11 protein-coding genes and 1 riboswitch are annotated in these 18,539 nt (G+C 45.2%); of the genes, 3 read left to right on the top strand and 8 right to left on the bottom strand.

The features are described 5' to 3' along the window. The 6 genes from DOE51_RS09855 to DOE51_RS09830 all read right to left on the bottom strand — a co-directional run bounded on the left by DOE51_RS09855 (position 1) and on the right by DOE51_RS09830 (position 5,592). The gene (locus tag DOE51_RS09855; protein ID WP_246845024.1) at positions 1–399 is read right to left on the bottom strand and encodes a response regulator; all 399 of its coding nucleotides are present in this window, start codon (positions 397–399) and stop codon (positions 1–3) included. Next, positions 396–1,805, bottom strand: coding sequence for a GAF domain-containing sensor histidine kinase (locus DOE51_RS09850; RefSeq protein ID WP_142696397.1), 1,410 nt, complete (start codon positions 1,803–1,805; stop codon positions 396–398). The genes DOE51_RS09855 and DOE51_RS09850 overlap by 4 nt, the downstream gene beginning before the upstream one ends. Before the next feature lie 104 nt (positions 1,806–1,909). Further along, positions 1,910–2,893: a Crp/Fnr family transcriptional regulator gene (locus DOE51_RS09845; protein WP_142696396.1), complete on the bottom strand. Its 984-nt coding sequence runs from the start codon at positions 2,891–2,893 to the stop codon at positions 1,910–1,912. A 158-nt stretch (positions 2,894–3,051) separates the two neighbouring features. After that, positions 3,052–3,708, bottom strand: a complete 657-nt coding sequence (locus tag DOE51_RS09840) for a 3-oxoacid CoA-transferase subunit B (RefSeq protein ID WP_142696395.1) — start codon at positions 3,706–3,708, stop codon at positions 3,052–3,054. Positions 3,709–3,711: 3 nt separating this feature from the next. Beyond that, on the bottom strand, positions 3,712–4,410 hold the full coding sequence (locus DOE51_RS09835; RefSeq protein ID WP_142696394.1) for a CoA transferase subunit A: 699 nt from the start codon (positions 4,408–4,410) through the stop codon (positions 3,712–3,714). Positions 4,411–4,416: 6 nt separating this feature from the next. Beyond that, complete coding sequence (locus tag DOE51_RS09830; protein WP_142696393.1) at positions 4,417–5,592, bottom strand: thiolase family protein; 1,176 nt, start codon at positions 5,590–5,592, stop codon at positions 4,417–4,419. A gap of 94 nt (positions 5,593–5,686) precedes the next feature. Between DOE51_RS09830 and DOE51_RS09825 the strand changes: the two genes are divergently transcribed. The 3 genes from DOE51_RS09825 to DOE51_RS09815 all read left to right on the top strand — a co-directional run bounded on the left by DOE51_RS09825 (position 5,687) and on the right by DOE51_RS09815 (position 8,432). Further along, positions 5,687–6,673 (top strand): DUF4097 family beta strand repeat-containing protein, encoded by a 987-nt coding sequence (locus tag DOE51_RS09825; protein ID WP_246845023.1) that lies wholly within the window; start codon positions 5,687–5,689, stop codon positions 6,671–6,673. Positions 6,674–6,809: 136 nt separating this feature from the next. Then, positions 6,810–7,745 (top strand): hypothetical protein, encoded by a 936-nt coding sequence (locus DOE51_RS09820; protein WP_142696392.1) that lies wholly within the window; start codon positions 6,810–6,812, stop codon positions 7,743–7,745. Between the two features lie 120 nt (positions 7,746–7,865). Continuing rightward, positions 7,866–7,963: riboswitch (purine riboswitch) on the top strand. Continuing rightward, complete coding sequence (locus DOE51_RS09815; RefSeq protein WP_142696391.1) at positions 7,956–8,432, top strand: hypothetical protein; 477 nt, start codon at positions 7,956–7,958, stop codon at positions 8,430–8,432. It overlaps the preceding riboswitch by 8 nt. A 403-nt stretch (positions 8,433–8,835) precedes the next feature. Here DOE51_RS09815 and DOE51_RS09810 read toward each other — a convergent pair whose 3' ends face one another. Then, positions 8,836–13,674, bottom strand: a complete 4,839-nt coding sequence (locus DOE51_RS09810; protein ID WP_142696390.1) for a tail fiber domain-containing protein — start codon at positions 13,672–13,674, stop codon at positions 8,836–8,838. 67 nt (positions 13,675–13,741) lie between these two features. Next, on the bottom strand, positions 13,742–18,511 hold the full coding sequence (locus DOE51_RS09805; RefSeq protein ID WP_142696389.1) for a tail fiber domain-containing protein: 4,770 nt from the start codon (positions 18,509–18,511) through the stop codon (positions 13,742–13,744). Positions 18,512–18,539: the final 28 nt, after the last annotated feature.

Here is an 18,539-nt window from a genome sequence, read left to right as displayed (position 1 = left end):
TTAAATCGCAATTCCAAATTCCTCGGTGATGCGGGATTTGACCTTTTTATAGCTGACCGGTTTCGTAAAGTAACCGGTCGCACCTAAGCGCATGGCCTTCTCAATACAGTCGTTATCGTCGTAGGCGCTCATCATAAATACCAAGACGTTCGGGTGTTTATCGCGAATATTTTCAAGTAAATCAAAGCCAGTCAGTTCTGGCATGTTGATGTCAGTCAAAACTAAAGTATCAGAACCGCCGTCGTGTTTTTCCAAATACTGTAAGCATTTCAGCGGATCTTCAAAATAGTGAAAATGTATTTTACCGGTTGAAATAGCGCTGCGAAAATTCAATTCGCTCAGAAGTCCTACGTCCCTTTCATCATCCACCACAATTAAGTTTAAAGGCTCTTGAGTCATGGCATCGCCTCATTTGTTGTGGGACGTTTTTTGTCCGTAGCAATATCTTTTGTGGGGTTCAAGGTAGGGGACGGAAGTTCTTGGTGTGGCAAGAAGATGATGATCTCTGTAAATTGACCGTCTTCACTGTTGATACTGATGTCGCCATCACTTTTTTGTAGTGTTTGGCGAGCTATATAAAGTCCAAGGCCTGTGCCTTCGCCGCTTGGTTTGGTCGTAAAGAATTCGGTGAAGAGGTTGGTAAGAAATTTTTTAGGAATTCCTGTGCCATTGTCACGGATTGTGATTTTCAAATTTTTTTCTACTTTTTCCAAAGCGACTTTAATAATCGGTTTATATCCTTGAGCTTTTTCAGAATGATATTTTTTCGACATCGCATAAAGAGCGTTATCAAAAAGGTTAATAAACACCCGCTCGATGCCGGCTGGATTTACGACTAAAGTTTTTAAATTAGAGCCGATGTCTTTTTCAACTTTAAGATCTGATTTGAAAGATAGATCTGATAAAGAACGCAAGCACATTTCTAGAGAGCGATCAATCAAAGTGGGGACGTCGATAGACTCTGTCGTGTCTTCGGATTCTTGGCGAGCTTGTTTTAACATGGAAGTGATAATTTCGTTCGCGCGGTCACCGTGTTCGTGAATCATCAACGCAAGTTTTTCAATCGACTCGGCACACATATCTTCGTGAATTAAGTCCTGAATGATCTCTGCCGAGTTGATAATCACGTTTAATGGATTTTTAAGCTCATGAGCGATACCAAAGGTGATGCGTCCGATGGTTGCCAGTTTTTCTTGGGAAATCATCTGGCGTTGAGTACGTTGTAGTTTTTCAAAGGCGAGTTGATATTCTTTGGTACGATCTTGAACTTGTTGTTCAAGATTTTCTTTCACTTTGCGAAGTGATTCTTCAAAAGCAATGCGACGATATTCCGTCCCAATTCTGGCAGCACAGAACTCTACAACTGTTTGCAGTGTTTCATATTCTTCAAGGGGTTTGTCGTCCATGATAACAAGTAATCCGATCAGCCCACCATCCGTGTGTAAAAACGGAGCGCCAATGTAGGATTCAATTTTCATATTCGTTAACATTTTGTCTTCGGGAAATGCCAAAGCAACCCCTTGCGCGTAACAGTTCACACGAGTGCCGCATAAAACGTGAACGCAAGGAGTTCCTTCTAGATCGTAAATCACGTTATCAACGAATTGCCCATCGGCCCACATGAAGTCGGATTCAACTTTCGTTTGTTCGGGTTCTATCGCATGGCCCACCATCACGTATTTCACGTGCAACTCTTCCCCAATTCTTTGTACAAGTGCGCGGATATAATCTTTTCCGATAAGCAACTGATCTAAGTTGTAAAGATGATGAAGAACTTGAATGGTGTTAAAACCTTCTAGGTCCATACGGAATCCTCTAGAAAGATGTTAACATCGAAGAATATGAAGTAATTGAGTGTATGAGGCGCATGCTAAAGTACATGCGCTCTATTGAAACTTTTGCTCGGATATTATCTGAGTTTTTTACGGAGGTTGTTAACTAGCGTCCAGTTGCGTGCAAGCGGCTCGACGTAAGGTAGCTCGACAAGAATGTACACGCCGGCTGTGTCCATAATTTTTTCCGTCAGATATTTTTTCTCGATCAACGGATTCACGTCATCCACTTTGATCAAGCTGCCAGTTTCTTTCATGGATTCGTTCTGTACGTCGTTTAAGTTTACTTTGTAAAGACCTTTACGATCTGGCTCTGAGCGTTTTGCAAATAGCAAAATGCCATTCAAGATTTTGACTTCAGCTTCTGTGATTTCTGGTAAGCGATCTTTTTCTTGTTTGAACAACCACTCGTTATACCAATCAACAAAGCCAAACAATTCTTGCGGTTTTAGGTTCGTGATTTTTTGCGAACCATCGCCGCGATCTTCTTGAGTCACATAACCAAGATCCGTCAATGCATTCACAACAGTTTGCATTTTGTTTGTGGCTTCTTGAAAGATTTGAATTGTGTAGTTGCGAAGCAAGACTGATGAAATGCTCAAACCATCATTTGGCTCGGCTTTTCCGTATTTGTTGCCAACCAAATTTAGAATGGAAAGATATTTATTTACGATATGAGGCGGGAAGCGCTCTTCATTCGGATTTGAATTTTCCAGAAGTTTGATCTTCTTGTTGGCTTCACGCAAATTTTCATTCAGGTTTTTCATGATCGCGCGAACCCACACTGGCAACGTATCCATTTGTTTGTTCAATGAATCATAGGGCAGAGCGATCACTTCTGTTTCTTTAGTCGCTTTGACGTTGGCACTGCGAGGTTTATTGTCGAACAAGGCCATCTCGCCAACCATTGCGCCGGCTTGAATTTCAGCAAGAACAACTTCGGTGTTACCTTTAGTTTTTGTGACAGCTAAAGTTCCAGATTTTACGATGTACATCGCATCAGGCGCGTCGCCTTCACGGAACAAGTAATGGTCTTTTGCGATTTTCTTTGCGTCTGCCACAGGTAAGTCCTCTCGAAGAATAGACTTAGATTATCTATGGAAAGAACCAGAGGTGCAATTCAGCAAAACCCGAAGGCTAGACTAAAGATCAGAGATGATTCAAAACAAGACAGATAAGAGAGATAGAAGACCCTGTAACCAGAGTCTTCTATTGTTAACTAGAACGTCATAGCTTTGCAGTCAGGCGCGATGGTCATCTTGCCTTCAGTGGCTGCTAAAACTTTTTCTGGAGTCAAATCAGGAGCGTACTCTTTCAAGACAAAACCTTGAGGAGTTACTTCGATCACGCCGAAATCGCTGACGATTTTCTTGATACATTTAATACCAGTCAAAGGCAGAGTGCATTTCGTACGAAGCTTAGAATTGCCTTCTTTGTCCGTGTGTTGCATGGCCACGATCACGTTCTGAGCACCAGCAACAAGATCCATGGCGCCGCCCATACCTTTTACCATTTTGCCAGGAACCATCCAGTTAGCGATCGAACCTTGTTCGTCAACTTCCATCGCACCAAGCACAGTCAAATCAACGTGACCACCGCGAATCATCGCAAAGCTGTCAGCACTTGAAAAGAAGCTTGAGCCTTTAACTGTTGTCACAGTTTGTTTGCCAGCGTTGATAAGATCTGGATCGACTTCCGATTCTTTCGGGAAGGGACCCATGCCCAAAAGGCCGTTTTCGCTCTGTAACATAACCGTTTTGTCGGCAGGGATGTAGTTTGCAACTAAAGTTGGAATGCCGATACCTAAGTTTACAGTGTAGCCATCTTGAACTTCTTTAGAAATACGTTGAGCAATTTGTTCTCTTGTTAATGGCATGACTTACCCCTTGCTCACAGTTTTTTGTTCGATACGTTTTTGGTAGTTCGTACCTTGGAAGATACGTTGTACGTAAACGCCAGGAGTGTGAATTTGATCTGGATCTAATTCGCCAACTTCAACTAATTCTTCAACTTCAACAACTGTGATTTTACCAGCGGTTGCTGCCATCGGATTAAAGTTGCGAGCTGTTTTTCTGAAAATCAAATTTCCGAACTTGTCGCCTTTCCAAGCTTTCACAAGTGCGAAGTCGCCAACAATACCGCGCTCTAGAACATAATCGCGACCGTTGAAGTTTTTGATTTCTTTGCCTTCAGCGATTTGCGTACCCACGCCCGTTGCAGTGTAGAATCCTGGGATTCCCGCACCACCAGCGCGAATGCGTTCAGCCAAAGTGCCTTGTGGGCAGAATTCAACTTCAAGTTCACCGCTCATGTACAACTTTTCGAACAAGGCGTTTTCACCAACGTATGATGAAATCATTTTTTTGATTTGGCGTTTTTGCAAAAGCAAACCCAAACCGAAATCGTCAACGCCGGCGTTGTTAGAAACGCACGTCAGATTTTTTACGCCGATTTCAGTCAAAGCAGAAATGCAGTTTTCCGGAATACCACAAAGACCAAATCCGCCAACGACCAAAGTCATTCCGTCTTTGACGCCAGCCAAAGCTGACATGGCGTCTTTATAAACTTTGCTGCTCATAGCGGCCTACGCTTTTTCAATAATCAAAGCGACTGCTTCACCACCACCGATACACAAAGTCGCTAGACCATAGCGTTTGTTGTGAGTGTGAAGAGCATGCACAAGAGTCGTCAAGATACGCGCACCAGAAGCACCGATCGGATGACCGATCGCAACCGCACCACCGTGTACGTTTACTTTTGCTGCAGGGATTTCAAGTTCTTTCATTGCAACTTGAGTCACAACTGCGAATGCTTCGTTGATCTCCCAAAGATCGATATCACCAACATTCAAACCTGCTTTAGACAACGCTTTTTTGATCGCGCCGACTGGAGCTGTTGTGAAGTATTTTGGTTCGTGTGCGAATGTGCCGTGAGCAACGATTTTCGCAAGTGGTTTCAAACCACGTTTTTTAGCTTCGCTTTCAGACATCAACACGTGAGCTGCGCCACCGTCGTTGATTTTTGAAGCGTTCGCCGCAGTGATAGTGCCTGCTTTATCGAAAGCTGGTTTCAAACCAGGAATTTTATCGAAGTTTGTGTTGAATGGCTCTTCGTCTTTATCAACAGTTACGGCGCCTTTGCGGCCCTCAACTGTTACTGCAACGATTTCATTTTTGAATGCGCCATCAGCCCAAGCTTTTTGTGCTTTTTTGTAGGAATCAACTGCGAAAGCATCTTGTTCTTCACGAGTGAAGTTATGTTCTTTCACGCAGATTTCTGCCGCATTACCCATGTGGAAATTGTTGTATGGATCCCACAAACCGTCTTTGATCATAGAGTCTGTCATTTGTGTCGGACCCATGCGGTAACCAGAACGAGAATTTTCAAGCAAGTGCGGAGCCAAAGTCATGTTCTCTTGACCGCCAGCGATTGCGATTTTTGTATTACCCAATTGGATGTTATCTGCCGCAAGCATGACGGCTTTCAAACCAGAACCACAAACTTTATTGATCGTCATTGCTGGAGTGTTGTTGCTAAGTCCTGCATACAACGCCGCTTGACGAGCTGGAGCTTGACCAACACCTGCAGTCAAGACCTCGCCCATGATCACTTCATCAACTTCATTTGGAGAAACTTGCGCACGATTTAGCGCCTCTTTGATAGCTGCTGCACCGAGCTTTGGTGCAGGTACAGATCCGAACGCGCCTTGGAAAGAAGCCACTGGGGTTCTTACGCTGCTGACAATCACTACATTTTCCATTTATTCACCTCTTAATGTTGAAAATCGTAAAAAGATTTACTTAAATAGAGTCTGAGTCAAGACATCACACACCATCAGACCTTGGAGACAACGCATGTCAGCGATGAGCCTCATTCTAGCAAAGCTTATTATTCAGCCTGTTTTCGCAGCGGCTTTTGCTGTGCCAGTTCAAGAAGGCGATCGTTTGGTCCTTAAAGGACTTGAAGCGCAGGTCCAGCTTGTTTCTATCCCGGGAAGTAATGCCGTGAAAGTAGTCGGTGTTGACGAGAATTCTTCGGCAGAAGGCGCTTATGTGATCTCCAAAAAAGATAATATCATCGAAGTGCGTATGAATGAATACGACGGCAAAAAAGCCTGGATGAATATCTTGCCAAAAGCGTCATCACAACTGAGAAAAATTGAGATTTCAGGTTTACCCGTTCCCACGGAAATTCATTTGCGCGGTGGCTCCGTTGTTGCGCAAAAATGGAGCAAAGACTTGAAGGTGAGTTTGACTCAGGGCCGCGTGTCTTCGTTGAATGGCTCCGGCAACTTGCAAGTTTACGTGCAAAAAGGTGACGTGAACGTCGCAGATCATACAGGGAAAGTCAGTGCGGACACTTATGCAGGTAGCATGAGCATTAAGAATGTCCAAGGCGACGTTGATGCCTCTTTGTTCACAGGTCCACTTTCTCTTGAGAAAGTGCATGGCTTTTGCGCAATCACTTCACAAATTGGTCCTGCTAAAATTTTGCAGGGCACAGGAACTTTGCAATTTGAAAATGGCAAAGGTGGTTTGAATATCCAAGGTTTCCAAGGACGCGTGGATGGTCAAAATCAAGAAGGTTCTGTCACAGTGCAAATGGCGATGGATTCTGAAGTCGATATCAAATCCAAAGCAGGTCGCGTGCAAGTTCAAGCACCTGCGGGCTCGGGAGCGAGCGTCAATCTGCTTACAATCGAAGGTGATATTTTTGTTCCTAACGAACTTCGTGTGAACAAATTAAGCTCTGAGAAAAGCGTGCGTGGTCGTTTGCGCGGTGAAGGTCAACGCGGAAGTATTTTTGTGCGCAGTCAAGACGGCGCAATTATCGTAAAATGAGTTGACACAAATTTATAAATACATCACAGCTTGTATCAGGCTGTTGAAGTAGGTCTTCATGACGCAATGCTTGATGCGAGTGTGCGTCTGATCTTGTTGAATAGCCTCAATCAGTTTTAGCTAACCTAGGTACAATATGGCAAAAATCGTTAAAAAGAAGCCTGCAGCGAAAGCCGCAGCAAAACCTGTAAAAAAAGCTCCAGCGAAAGCGGCTGCAAAGCCAGCTCCAGCTAAAAAAGCGGCACCAAAAACTGTCGTGAAGAAAAAGGTTGAAGCAAAAGCTCCTGCGAAGGCAGCGGCTTCAAAAAAACCTGAGCTTAAGAAAAAGGTTGAAGCGAAAGCCAAACCCGTTGCGAAAGCGGAAGCAAAAACTCCTGCAGCAAAACCTGCTGCGAAGGAAGTAAAAGCCGAAGCTAAAGAGACGGCGAAAAAAGCTCCTGCGAAAGCAGCAGCGCCTCAACCTGCGGCTGCTAAAGAAGCTCCTAAGAAGGATGCGAAAGCTCCTAAAAAAGGCAAGGCTGCTAAAGGTAAAGAAAAAGAAGAATCTGATCTTGATGATGACTTTATCGCCGATGACGACATGATGGGCGATGAAATCGGCGAGTACGAAGAAGAACTGAAAGCCGTTGAAGAGTCTGAAGAAGATGTGGATCTTGTTGAAGAGTGGACGGGCGAAGAGAAAGCAAAATCAGATGAAGAAATCATCCTGACAGATGCTGAAGGTCGTCGTTACTGCCGTGCTCGTGATTGCGATCAGATCGCAGTTGTTGATGCTTACTGCCGTTTCCACTACTTGATGTTCTGGAAGAAAATCCAAGTTCGTAAGAAGATCCTTCAAGATGGTAAACTTGAGCGTTACGTAGAAGAGTTGACGTCTCGTTATCCAGATAAATTCTTGGAGATGATCCGTCGTGATTTGCGCACTGAAAAAGACTTCTTGGCTGCTATTCAAGAGCTTGAGATCGATGAATCAGTGGGTGAAAACGAATTTGAAGAAGATACAAGCGCCTACATCGAAGAAGTTCGTGGTATGGGCGACAGCGGTGGCGGCGTCGAAGAGGACGAATACTAATCCAAACGCTGTAAAATCATGGATTTACAATTGTTAATCCACTGGAAATTGTTTATTTTAGGTCTGCGTCAAAAGCGCAGACCTTTTTTATTTTGATTGCAAGTAAGAAATCTCACGGCTATCAGTAACCGCACGAACGCAAATATAAGTCGGAGATACGGTCCGGCGTTTCTACCCATCGCCGTAAATGATGGTCTATTTGGAGATAGAATGAAGACGTTAATCGCTCTTGCTCTTGTGTCCCTTGTTTCTGTTGTGTCTCAGGCTGCGGATCAATTCCCAAAAGGCCCAGACGCTAACCTAACTCCTGGTGCTCTTTGCACACGTCCAACATCACACCGCTATCCAGAAGGTATTAACTACTGCGAACGCAATGTTGATTCAGGCACTAAAAAAGACGTTTTCCGTGAATACGACAAAATCGGCTACCGCACTTTGCAAATGGATCGTCAAAAATTCAAAATCGATCACTATATTCCATTGTGCATGGGTGGCGCGAACTCTGAAGATAACTTGTGGCCACAACACGTAAGCGTGTACACAATCACAGATCCTTTGGAGCCAGTTCTTTGCGAAAAAATGGCGCAAGGTAAACTTCTTCAAAAAGATGCAATCGCTATGATCAAGTACGGTAAAGCGCACCTTGATCAAGTTCCAGCGATCATCGCTAAAGCGCAAGCGCTTTAATATTCAAATTTAGATTTAAAAGATTATCTCTGTGGGGGAGATCTGAGCCCGTTTCGATTCATAGTCGGACGGGCTTCGTACTTTTTGGGTCTTCGTTTTTCGTAGTGCGGGGATTTTCTGAAGAAGTATTTCAGCACTTCTTCTTCGAGCGGCACGCCGTCCGGGCTCGATCGTCGCCACAGCTGCGCTGTGGTTCGCGCCATCGTGGCGCCGACGAAGGCCGCTCTACGCAGAAGCGCTGAAATACTTCTTCAGAAAATGTATCTTCGAATAATAAGAATCAAAAAAATGTCGACAGAGTTTGCGACTATGAGATCGAAAGCGGACCGGGACGGGTGTGGCTTATTTTTGGTTTTCGTCGAGAAGGTATGGACTTACTTTTGGTTGAGTGTTTGCGTTGGGGTTATTTGCAGAATGGGGCGCTTGGGTCTTTTTTGCATAGGTAGGACTTCATCATTTGGTTTTGTTGTTCCAAGTGAAGTGCGTTGGCTTTTATTTTTTCGTTCTCGTGACGTAATTGTTCTGAGTTTTTTCTCATCACAATATTTTGCTCTTTAAGTGACGCGATTTCGCGGGAGTGTTGGTCAGTTGTTGTGAACAATGTTTGCACTTTTGCAGTTAGATCTACAATTTTCTTTTTCAAATATTTTGCTTCCGCGACAAGATAAGGCGTGAGCTTACTATAGTCGACGGTCCACATTTTAAAATCTTTGTCGCCAGGTTTGCTATTGGCTGAGCCTTCGCCTTTGCTGACAGCTGCTGGGATCAACTCATAAAGTTCTTGAGCGATAAATCCTTCGCCTTGCGGTTGGCCTTGTTCGTATTTCCAGTTCCATTTGCGTGGTTGGAGTTTGTCGAAGATCGCATCGTTTTTCTCGGCATCGAGGTCTGCGATGTTGGTTTTCATGCGACGGTCTGATGTCGTGCTGTATGTTGTCGTTGAGCCGGATGTGTTAATCACACCCACTTCGCCATTTGGATTGTTGAATGTAATTTGGTTGGCATTTGCTGTCGTCGGAATATAAGTTGAGATGGCCCAGCCATTCGCGTTGGAACTGCTGACTAGTAGAGCTGATGATTTACCATTGATATTATTATTAGTTGTACCGATGGCGACGTTACCGATAGCGTTGATTCTCATGCGCTCAATGGCACCAGTGCCAGCGTCTGGTCTTGTTGCGAACGCCATGTCAGCGCCGCGGTTGTTTGCCGTCGCAGTTGATGTGCCCATGCTGATATAACCAACACGTTGGCTGGCCTGATTATTATTTAGATCCATCCATTCAATATTACCCAGATTAGTTCCCACGCCATCAACTGCATTCGAAGTTAATTGCAAGATACCTGAACCGTACGGTGCGGTTGTGCCTCTTCCTTTAAGTGTTAGGAAAGTACGACCCATTAAATCGTTGTTAATGCCAGGACTTGATGTGCCGATTCCAACGTCACCGTTTTCAGTGATACGCATGCGTTCAACAAGGGTGTTGGTATTGAAAGTTTGGTTGGTCGTGTCGCCTACGGATGTATAGAACGCCAATTGTCCCGAAGCTTCACCAGCTGCAGTTCCATGAATCGAACCTACTTTTGCAGCGATGCGCGCTTGTGGGTTTGTTGGAGCGTTCGTATTTGAATCCGTTAAAGTGAAATCCATGCTGACAGCAGAATTGTCATCAACGTCACCCGCTGGTTGGTTGCCTTTTAAGAGTACCATCGATTGATTGCCGACAACACTTGCTGATTCTACATGAAGCATACTTGTTGGTGAAGAAGTGCCAAGGCCTAAGAAGCCTGTGCTATCTAAAGTCATGCGTGAAAGGCGAGCCGTTCCACCAACTGGAGTGACGCCAAAATCAATTTTTGTTCCGTTGCCTGTGGCTGTGAAATCTTCTGCTGCTACGAATTGCAGTGCCCCGTTGTTGGTGCCGTAGGCGCCACCAGAAGTATAACCAGTCGCATACAACGCACCGATACGGTCACCTTTGAGCGTTTGCGCTGGTGCGGCTGTCGTACCTCGAGATTTAGCAAAACCAATTGCAGGCCCGTTTGTATCGGGACTTGATTGTTGAACACGGATCCAACCAGTATTGCCGATGACATCAAGGGGCGCAGCAGGCGAACTAGTTCCGATACCCACCTTGCCGCTGTTTGCTAAAACTAATTGATTTGAATTCCATGTGCCGGCGTTGTCGCTGGCCGTTTCAAAATACAAAGAGGCACCATTTACTGATTGAGTTCCAAGTCCCATCGAGTGAATGCGTGATGTAGCCACAGGACCCGAGCCATTGTTTGATGCGAATTCAAGGTAGTTGTCGTTACTACCACCAGTACCAGCGTCATATAAGCGCAAGGCAATGTTTGTGGTAACCGCAGCGCCACCTTGGATGGTCACCATTGGTGTCGTTGATGTCGAGCCACCATTAATGAAAGTCGCATTGCCTGAAGTATCTAAGGTGAAACGATTCGTGTTGCCAGTCATCAGTGACAGCGAATTGCTATCTGTTGTTCCTAAAGTTGCGGCAGAGCCGAAAGCATTGCCGCCATTGACGTAAACACCCGCAGTCGTATAAGTCGAACAACCCGCAACGCCGCTGGCATTGAATGTAATTAATTGTCCAACACCGCAAGTGAATGATTGATAAGCACTGCCAGTTCCGTTTGCGGCAACTAGGCTATTTGCAGTGATTGAGGATGCAGCTGTACCACCTTTAGCAATTGGAACAAGAGAAGGGAAGTTTGCTGGATCAGCGGAGATCGTTCCCGAAGAAACAGCGATACCAGAACCTACTTGCACCACACCTTGAGCGGATGTTGTTGCAGCATTCACACTGATTGCTGGAGTTGAAGTTCCGGTTGCCACAACGATCGGTAAAGTGCCAGTGACATTCGTTACCGTGCCATTTGTAGGAGTAATCCATTTCAAACCACTCGTTTGCGCAGAATCAGCAGATAATACCTGACCGTTCGTACCTACAGGGAAACGAATGTTGTTCGTGGCATCGCGAACTAAGATATCACCTTTAGTAGTTAAAGGAGATAAAGCGTTTATCGCACCTAACGCTGTTGAAGCGCCAGTACCGCCATTCGCGATTGGTAAAATGTTTGTAACTCCAGAAGTTAAATCAATCGCTGCACCATTTGCTGCGGAGGTAATTCTACCTTGAGCATCAACCGTAATAGTTGCACGAGTATATGAACCCGCAGTTACCGCAGTGTTTGCAAGATTCAGTGTTACACTGCCAGTTGTACCACCACCAGACAAACCCGTACCAGCCGTCACGCCTGTAATCGTACCACCAGAACCAGTTGCCGAAGCAATTGATACCCACGCACCAGAGTTGTATTGATAAATAACTTTTGAATCTGTGGCGAAGTAAATTGCACCCGCAGAAGGTGTTCCTGGTTTTGAAGCATCAAGACCTGTTTGAATTGATGGTGTGCCTCCAGCATTAGAGACCAATTGATCATTAATTCCGTAACCACTTAACGAATTCGGTTTACCCGTCGTGATTTTTGACCAATCAAGGGCTGGAATATCAGCTGCTACCAATGAAGTAGCACCCGAAGTAACACGACCTTTAGAATCTGTCGTTACTTTATAGTAAGTTCCAGCAGTTCCAGCCGCCGCCAATGTTAAAGTCGTTGAGCCAGCAGAAGAAGTCACATCACCAGTAAATGCAGGAAGATTCGCAGCTGGAATAGTTCCGCTTAAGTCACTTGCAGCCAAAGGTGAATTCACAAAAGCAGTACCATTGTATTTTAGATAATCTTTATTCGCAGGGGTCGTGATTGTTAAAGTTGAACCCTGGAGTTTCGCAACTGTTGCAGCCGCAGAACCAGGACCTGTGGCCGTCACATCACCAGTTAATGCTGTGACATAATTGCCCGCAGCTTGCTTAGAATTAAAAGTGTTCCAATCTGCAGATGACAAATAACCATTCGTCGAAGTCGTCGCTTGTGAAATTGAAAGTGCGGGAGTTGTTGTACCGTTAGTGACAGACAACGGTGCTGAAGCAGAAACTGAAGTTACAGTCCCACCGCCATTGTTATCGCTAGCGGCAACCCATTTTGTGCCGTTATATTTTAAAACCTGACCATTCGTTGGTGCAGAAGATAAATCAATGTCATAGCCTTTAATTTTATCTACAGATGCAGCACCGATAGTTCCACTCACATCACCAGCTAGTGATACATTGATTGCCTGACACAAGAATTTACCCGCAACTGAATTCCAATACGGAGTTTCATAAGCAGCACAATTTGCAGAACCAACTGCTGTATTAAATGCAGATGTTGTTTGATAGCCCGATAACGTCGTTGTTAAGTTTGTAACGTCACTTATCGCAATAGCAGCCGGAGTCCAGTTCGTACCATTGAATTTAAAGAATTGTCCTGACGTTGGAGTCGTTGCTGAAATTCCAACTCCACGAAGAGCGATAACAGAAGGACCTGGATAAGTTCCACTTAGGTCGCCACTTGCTGACGAACCCGACTGAATGGCGTTTACGATGCGTGGATCATTACCAGCAGCGACCGTATTTGCAACGGTACCTACGTTTAAGGTTAATGTTGCATTTGCTGACCCATTCGCAACACTCAGGTAAGAATTTGCAGAAGAAATATTCGTAACTGTACCACCGCTTGCGCCAGACACACCGGAGCAACCAAATGATTTTGTCGTCGCATTCCAAGTTAAGAAGTTGCCACTATCACAAGTTGTGTTGCCATTGACTTCAACTTTTTTAACGAAGTCAGAAGCGACATTAGTTCCAAGTTTTTGTGCAACTGCTGAATGAAGTGCGTAAGGCACATTGCGAATGACGTTGTCTGGAGAAATAGTTTGCCAGCCTACGCCGTCGTGAAATTGCACACGCAACAAACGACCATCATCAAGGACGGGTGAATAGGTCGCGCCGCCTTTACAAGTGATGTCGCTGGAGTTGTCAAAAGCGTCGGGCAGTGCAAAGGAAGGTGCGACAGGGTAACTCTTAGTTCCTGAACCAATTGAAACGTCAAACACACCGCCCGAGTTTGTCATATCAATACCGTCGACTTGTTCTTGATAGATGATACAGCTTCCGTTCGGAGCCATAATCGAAAACAAGAAGCTTACGTTGTTGTATTCAAGCGGGTTGTTGTTGGATTTAAGGATGCGGCCTTGGTACGTCAATGAATATGGGGACGCAAAGGATGTTTGCATCAATAGCAGAATCGCTAGAAAAACCAAAGACGTACAGTGTTTCATGTAGTACTTATCGGTCAAAATTCATGAATTCTTGACAGTATTATTATGAGAAAATGTTCCACGAGTTCTAATGTTTGAGACAGAAAGAAGCGTGAGGATCTTTATTGCAAAGATAAGCTTTAATTAACTCGTTTTCTTGTTTCAATTGTGCATTTTGTGAACGTAACTCCTGCACTTCAGTCTTGGAAGCTTTATCGTTCGATTGCGATTGCAACGAGGCGATTTCACGTTTTTGTTCCGCGAATTGCGACTGGACCTGAGAGTACATTTGTTTAAGACCCTCAATAACCAGTGGAATGATCTCTGTGTATTTCACGCTTAAGAAGCCTTTATCATCTTTTGTGATAGCTTCTGGCAAAACTTTTTCAACGTCTTGAGCGATCACGCCGGCTTTGCGTGGATCTGTTTCTTTGTCGCGATTATAACGATAAGTAACACCGTTCAATTGTAAGACCTTATTCAAGCCATCTTCAATCGGAGTGATTTCTTTTTTCAAACGTCTATCTGAAGAGGCACTCCATGCAGTCTGTCCGTATACGATGTAAGCACCTTGTTGAAGATCATTATAGACAATAAAATTACCACTGCCGTTTCCGTCGGGACCAATTTGCCAAAAGCGTGAGCCGCCAGAGGTTGCAGAGTTGCGAATGCGAAGGGGAGCTTGGCCAGCAGCTGGAAGGTTCATATTGACGTCAAGTGCTGCTGCTGGAGTTGTGGTTCCGATACCAAGATAGCCGTTGCTAGCAAGGCGCATTTTTTCACCGCCAGCATTAAAGAACGCGATTGGAGCGCTATACTGATTGATAATGTTTAGTGAGTTCGCGCCACTCCAGCCGGTTTGACCAGAACTATTCATCGTGATGACGCCATAACTAGCTCCGTCATTCGAGAACAGGACGCCTGTTGCACCAGTGGCATTGTTGTTCACCAGATTCATCCAGTTTGTTGTGCCAGCAGCATTTCCTACAACCTGAAAGTTATATTGTGGTGATTGCGTGTTAACGCCAACATAGCCAGATGAATTAACAACCATTCTTGGAAGACTCGCGGTCGCATCCCAAAGATACCAACTTCCGTTAGCCCATGTTGACGAACCACCTGTACCGACTTGATAGCGACGATTGTCTGAAACCAGATCCACCGTTGAATAAGCGGAAGCGTTTGTGGCTTGGACATTCACGGCGGCGCCACCGGCAGTCGTGCCGTAAGAGCGAATGATGCCACTGACATCAAGTGGGTAAGTCGGTGTTGTCATACTTGAACCGATACCGACGTAGCCACTTTGGTCAATTGTCATGCGTGGAGTTGCCGTGATCGTATTGTTTGCAGTCGTGTAGAACTGAAGTTGTGTACCAGCTGCAGTTGAAGAATAGTTCTGTGTTGTGCTGGCCCAAATCGCAGCACCTTCAATGTAGTTACCGGAAGTGTCGCTTGAACCATTGAATACAAACGCACCCAATGATTCGCCAGATTTCATTGCGGCCGGTGCACCGGATGAGCCGCGAAAATTTGTTAAGTTAAAACTTGGATTGCCACCATTACCAGTTGTGGGACTGCCCATGAAGTTAGTCACACTGATAGCAGGGTAGCGAGCTGTATTTGTTGAAGTGTTATCAGAGGTAATCCCAACTGTCGCCGTTGCATTGGCGCGATAGACGCTTAATGACTCTGTCGGAGAAGTTGTACCGATGCCGACGTTACCAGCAGAATCAATGCGCATTCTTTCTGTCGAATCACTTGCGCCAGCGCCAGTTGTATAAAACTCTAAACGCCCTTTAACTGTATGAGTTCCACTGGCAGGAGCACCGTCTGCATGAGAGGCAATATAAGATGAACGATATGTGCCCGTGCCATCATGACCATAAAAGGAAATAAAACCTAATTCGTCATTGTTATTAACAGCGGCGTAGTTGCGATTTTTCCAAAAACTAAATGTCGGGCCACTTGAAGTCGCAGTGTTATTTTCAAATGCCGCCGCACCAACAACGTGAAGATTGGCGCCCGGATTCGTTGTGTTAATACCAACGTTACCAGAATTCAAAATCGTCATGCGCGCAGTATTGTTCGTAATAAATGACAAGTTATAATTGTCAGTCGTACCAAGTGCCGCCGCAGAACCGAAAGCGTTACCACCTTTAGCGAACATCCCAGCAGACGTCGCGGTCACACATCCTGCGATACCACTGGCATCAAATGTGATCAATTGACCCAGACCACACGTAAACGGTGTAACTGTAGCGCCTGTCCCGTCAGATGCCAACAAGCGATTCGGAGTCAATGACGTAACACCCGTACCACCTTTAGATGTTGGTACCGCTGACGGGAAGTTCGCAGGGTCTGCAGAGATAGTTCCTGAAGAAACTGCGATACCCGAACCCACTTGCACCACACCTTGAGCGGATGTTGTTGCGGCATTCACACTAATTGCTGGAGTTGTTGAACCTGTTGCAACAACGATCGGCAAAGTGCCTGTGACATTAGTGACAGTGCCTGCATTTGGAGTAATCCATTTTAAACCACTCGCTTGTGTTGAGTCCGCTGATAATACTTGTCCGTTTGTACCAACAGCTAGACGAATATTATTAGAAGAATCACGAACTAAAATATCACCTTTAGTAGTAAGTGGTGAAAGAAGATTGAATGCACTTAACGCTGTAGTTGCGCCCGTACCACCATTTGCAATCGGCAAAGCTCCCGTGACATCGGAAGTTAAATCGATTGCTGCGCCATTCGCAGCTGAAGTGATTCTACCTTGTGCATCGACTGTGATATTAGCGCGAGTGTAAGAACCCGCAGTGACCGCTGTGTTCGCAAGATTCAATGTGACTGAACCAGATGTGCCACCACCAGACAAACCCGTGCCCGCTGTGACGCCTGTGATGGTACCGCCCGAACCTGATGACGAAGCGATAGAGACCCACGCACCAGAATTGTACTGATAAATAACTTTTGAATCTGTCGCGAAGTAAATCGCACCGGCAGAAGGGGAAGAAGGTTTCGATGCATCAAGGCCTGTTTGAATTGAAGGCGTGCCACCTGCATTCGTGATCAATTGATCAATAATGCCGTAGCCACTTAATGTATTTGGTTTACCAGTCGTGATTTTCGACCAATCAAGCGCTGGAATGTCGGCAGCAACTAAAGAAGCAGCACCCGAAGTGACGCGACCTTTAGAGTCTGTTGTTACTTTATAGTAAGTTCCGGCAGTACCAGCCGCAGCCAATGTTAAAGTCGTTGATCCGGCTGAAGAAGTCACATCACCAGTAAATGCAGGAAGATTCGCTGCTGGAATCGTTCCACTTAAATCACTCGCTGCCAAAGGTGAATTCACGAACGCTGTGCCATTGAATTTCAAATAATCTTTATTTGCAGGCGCAGTTAAAGTCAGTGTTGAGCCTTGAAGTTTCGCAACCGTTGAAGTCGCTGAACCAGGACCACTCGCTGTCACATCACCAGTTAAGGCAGTGATGTAGCTGCCCGCAGCTTGCTTGGAATTAAAAGTATTCCAATCCGCAGAAGACAAATAACCATTTGTCGAAGTCGTTGCTTGAGAAATCGTAAGCGAAGGAGTGGTTGTTCCATTTGTGACGGATAATGGGGCAGACGCAGAAACTGAAGTCACAGTGCCGCCACCGTTGTTGTCATTACCCGCAATCCACTTCGTACCGTTGTATTTTAAAACCTGACCATTCGTTGGTGCAGAAGATAAATCAATGTCGTAACCTTTGATCTTATCAACGGAAGCGGCACCAATGGAACCACTCACGTCGCCAGCCAAAGACACGTTGATCGCCTGACATAAAAACTTACCAGCAACTGAATTCCAATAAGGAGTTTCGTAAGCAGCACAGTTGGCAGAACCCACTGCTGTATTAAATGCAGCAGAAGTATGATAGCCAGAAAGTGTTGATGATAAATTGGTGACGTCAGCAATCGCAATTGCAGTTGGCGTCCAGTTCGTGCCATCAAATTTAAAATACTGACCCGAAGCCGGCGTTGTCGCAGCCACACCGATACTGCGGATCGCAACAACAGACGGACCCGGATAGGTACCACTTAAGTCACCACTTGCAGTTGCGCCTGATTGAATCGCATTCACGATGCGTGGATCATTGCCGGCAGCCACCGTGTTAGCAACAGTACCCACATTCAACGTAAGATTTGGTGTTGCGGCACCATTGGTCACGGTTAAGTAGGCATTTGCAGAAGTGACATTCGTCACAGTCCCACCACTAGCACCAGAAACACCGGAACAGCCAAATGTTTTGGTTGTTGCATCCCAAGTTAAAAAGTTTCCGCTATTGCAAGTGACGTTGCCGTTCACATCACCTTTTAAAACGAAATCATTTGCTGTTTTAGAACCAAGGCGTTCCGCTGAATAAGAATACGAAGAATAAGGAACAGCGCGGATGACGTTATCTGGGGAAATTGTTTTCCAACCTGAACCATCATGAAACTTCACACGCAAACGTCGTTCATCAGATGAAGCCGCGTTGTAAGTGGAGCCACCATCACAATTCAAACTGCCAGTGTTGTTGAAGGCATCTGATAAAACGAAAATACCATTGCCCGGAAAACTCTGTGTGCCTCCACCAATGGGAACATCGAACACACCGCCAGAGTTCGTCATGTCGACATGATCGATTTGCTCACGATACAAGATACACTGACCATTCGGAGTTGTGATTTCAAATTGAAAGCTGACGTTATTATATTCAAGGGGAGTGCTATCGGATTTTAAGATACGGCCTTGATATGTGAATGAGTTCGGTGAGGCGTGTGCCACCAACCCAAATAAAACCAGAATGATTCCAACCAAGTACGTGCAGGGATTCATATAGAACTTTTCGGTCACTAATTAAAAA

Source organism: Bdellovibrio sp. NC01, from assembly GCF_006874625.1.
Classification (GTDB): Bacteria; Bdellovibrionota; Bdellovibrionia; order Bdellovibrionales; family Bdellovibrionaceae; genus Bdellovibrio.
The sequence above is the reverse complement of the archived record's forward strand: the minus strand, read 5'-3'. Positions and strand labels throughout refer to the sequence as shown.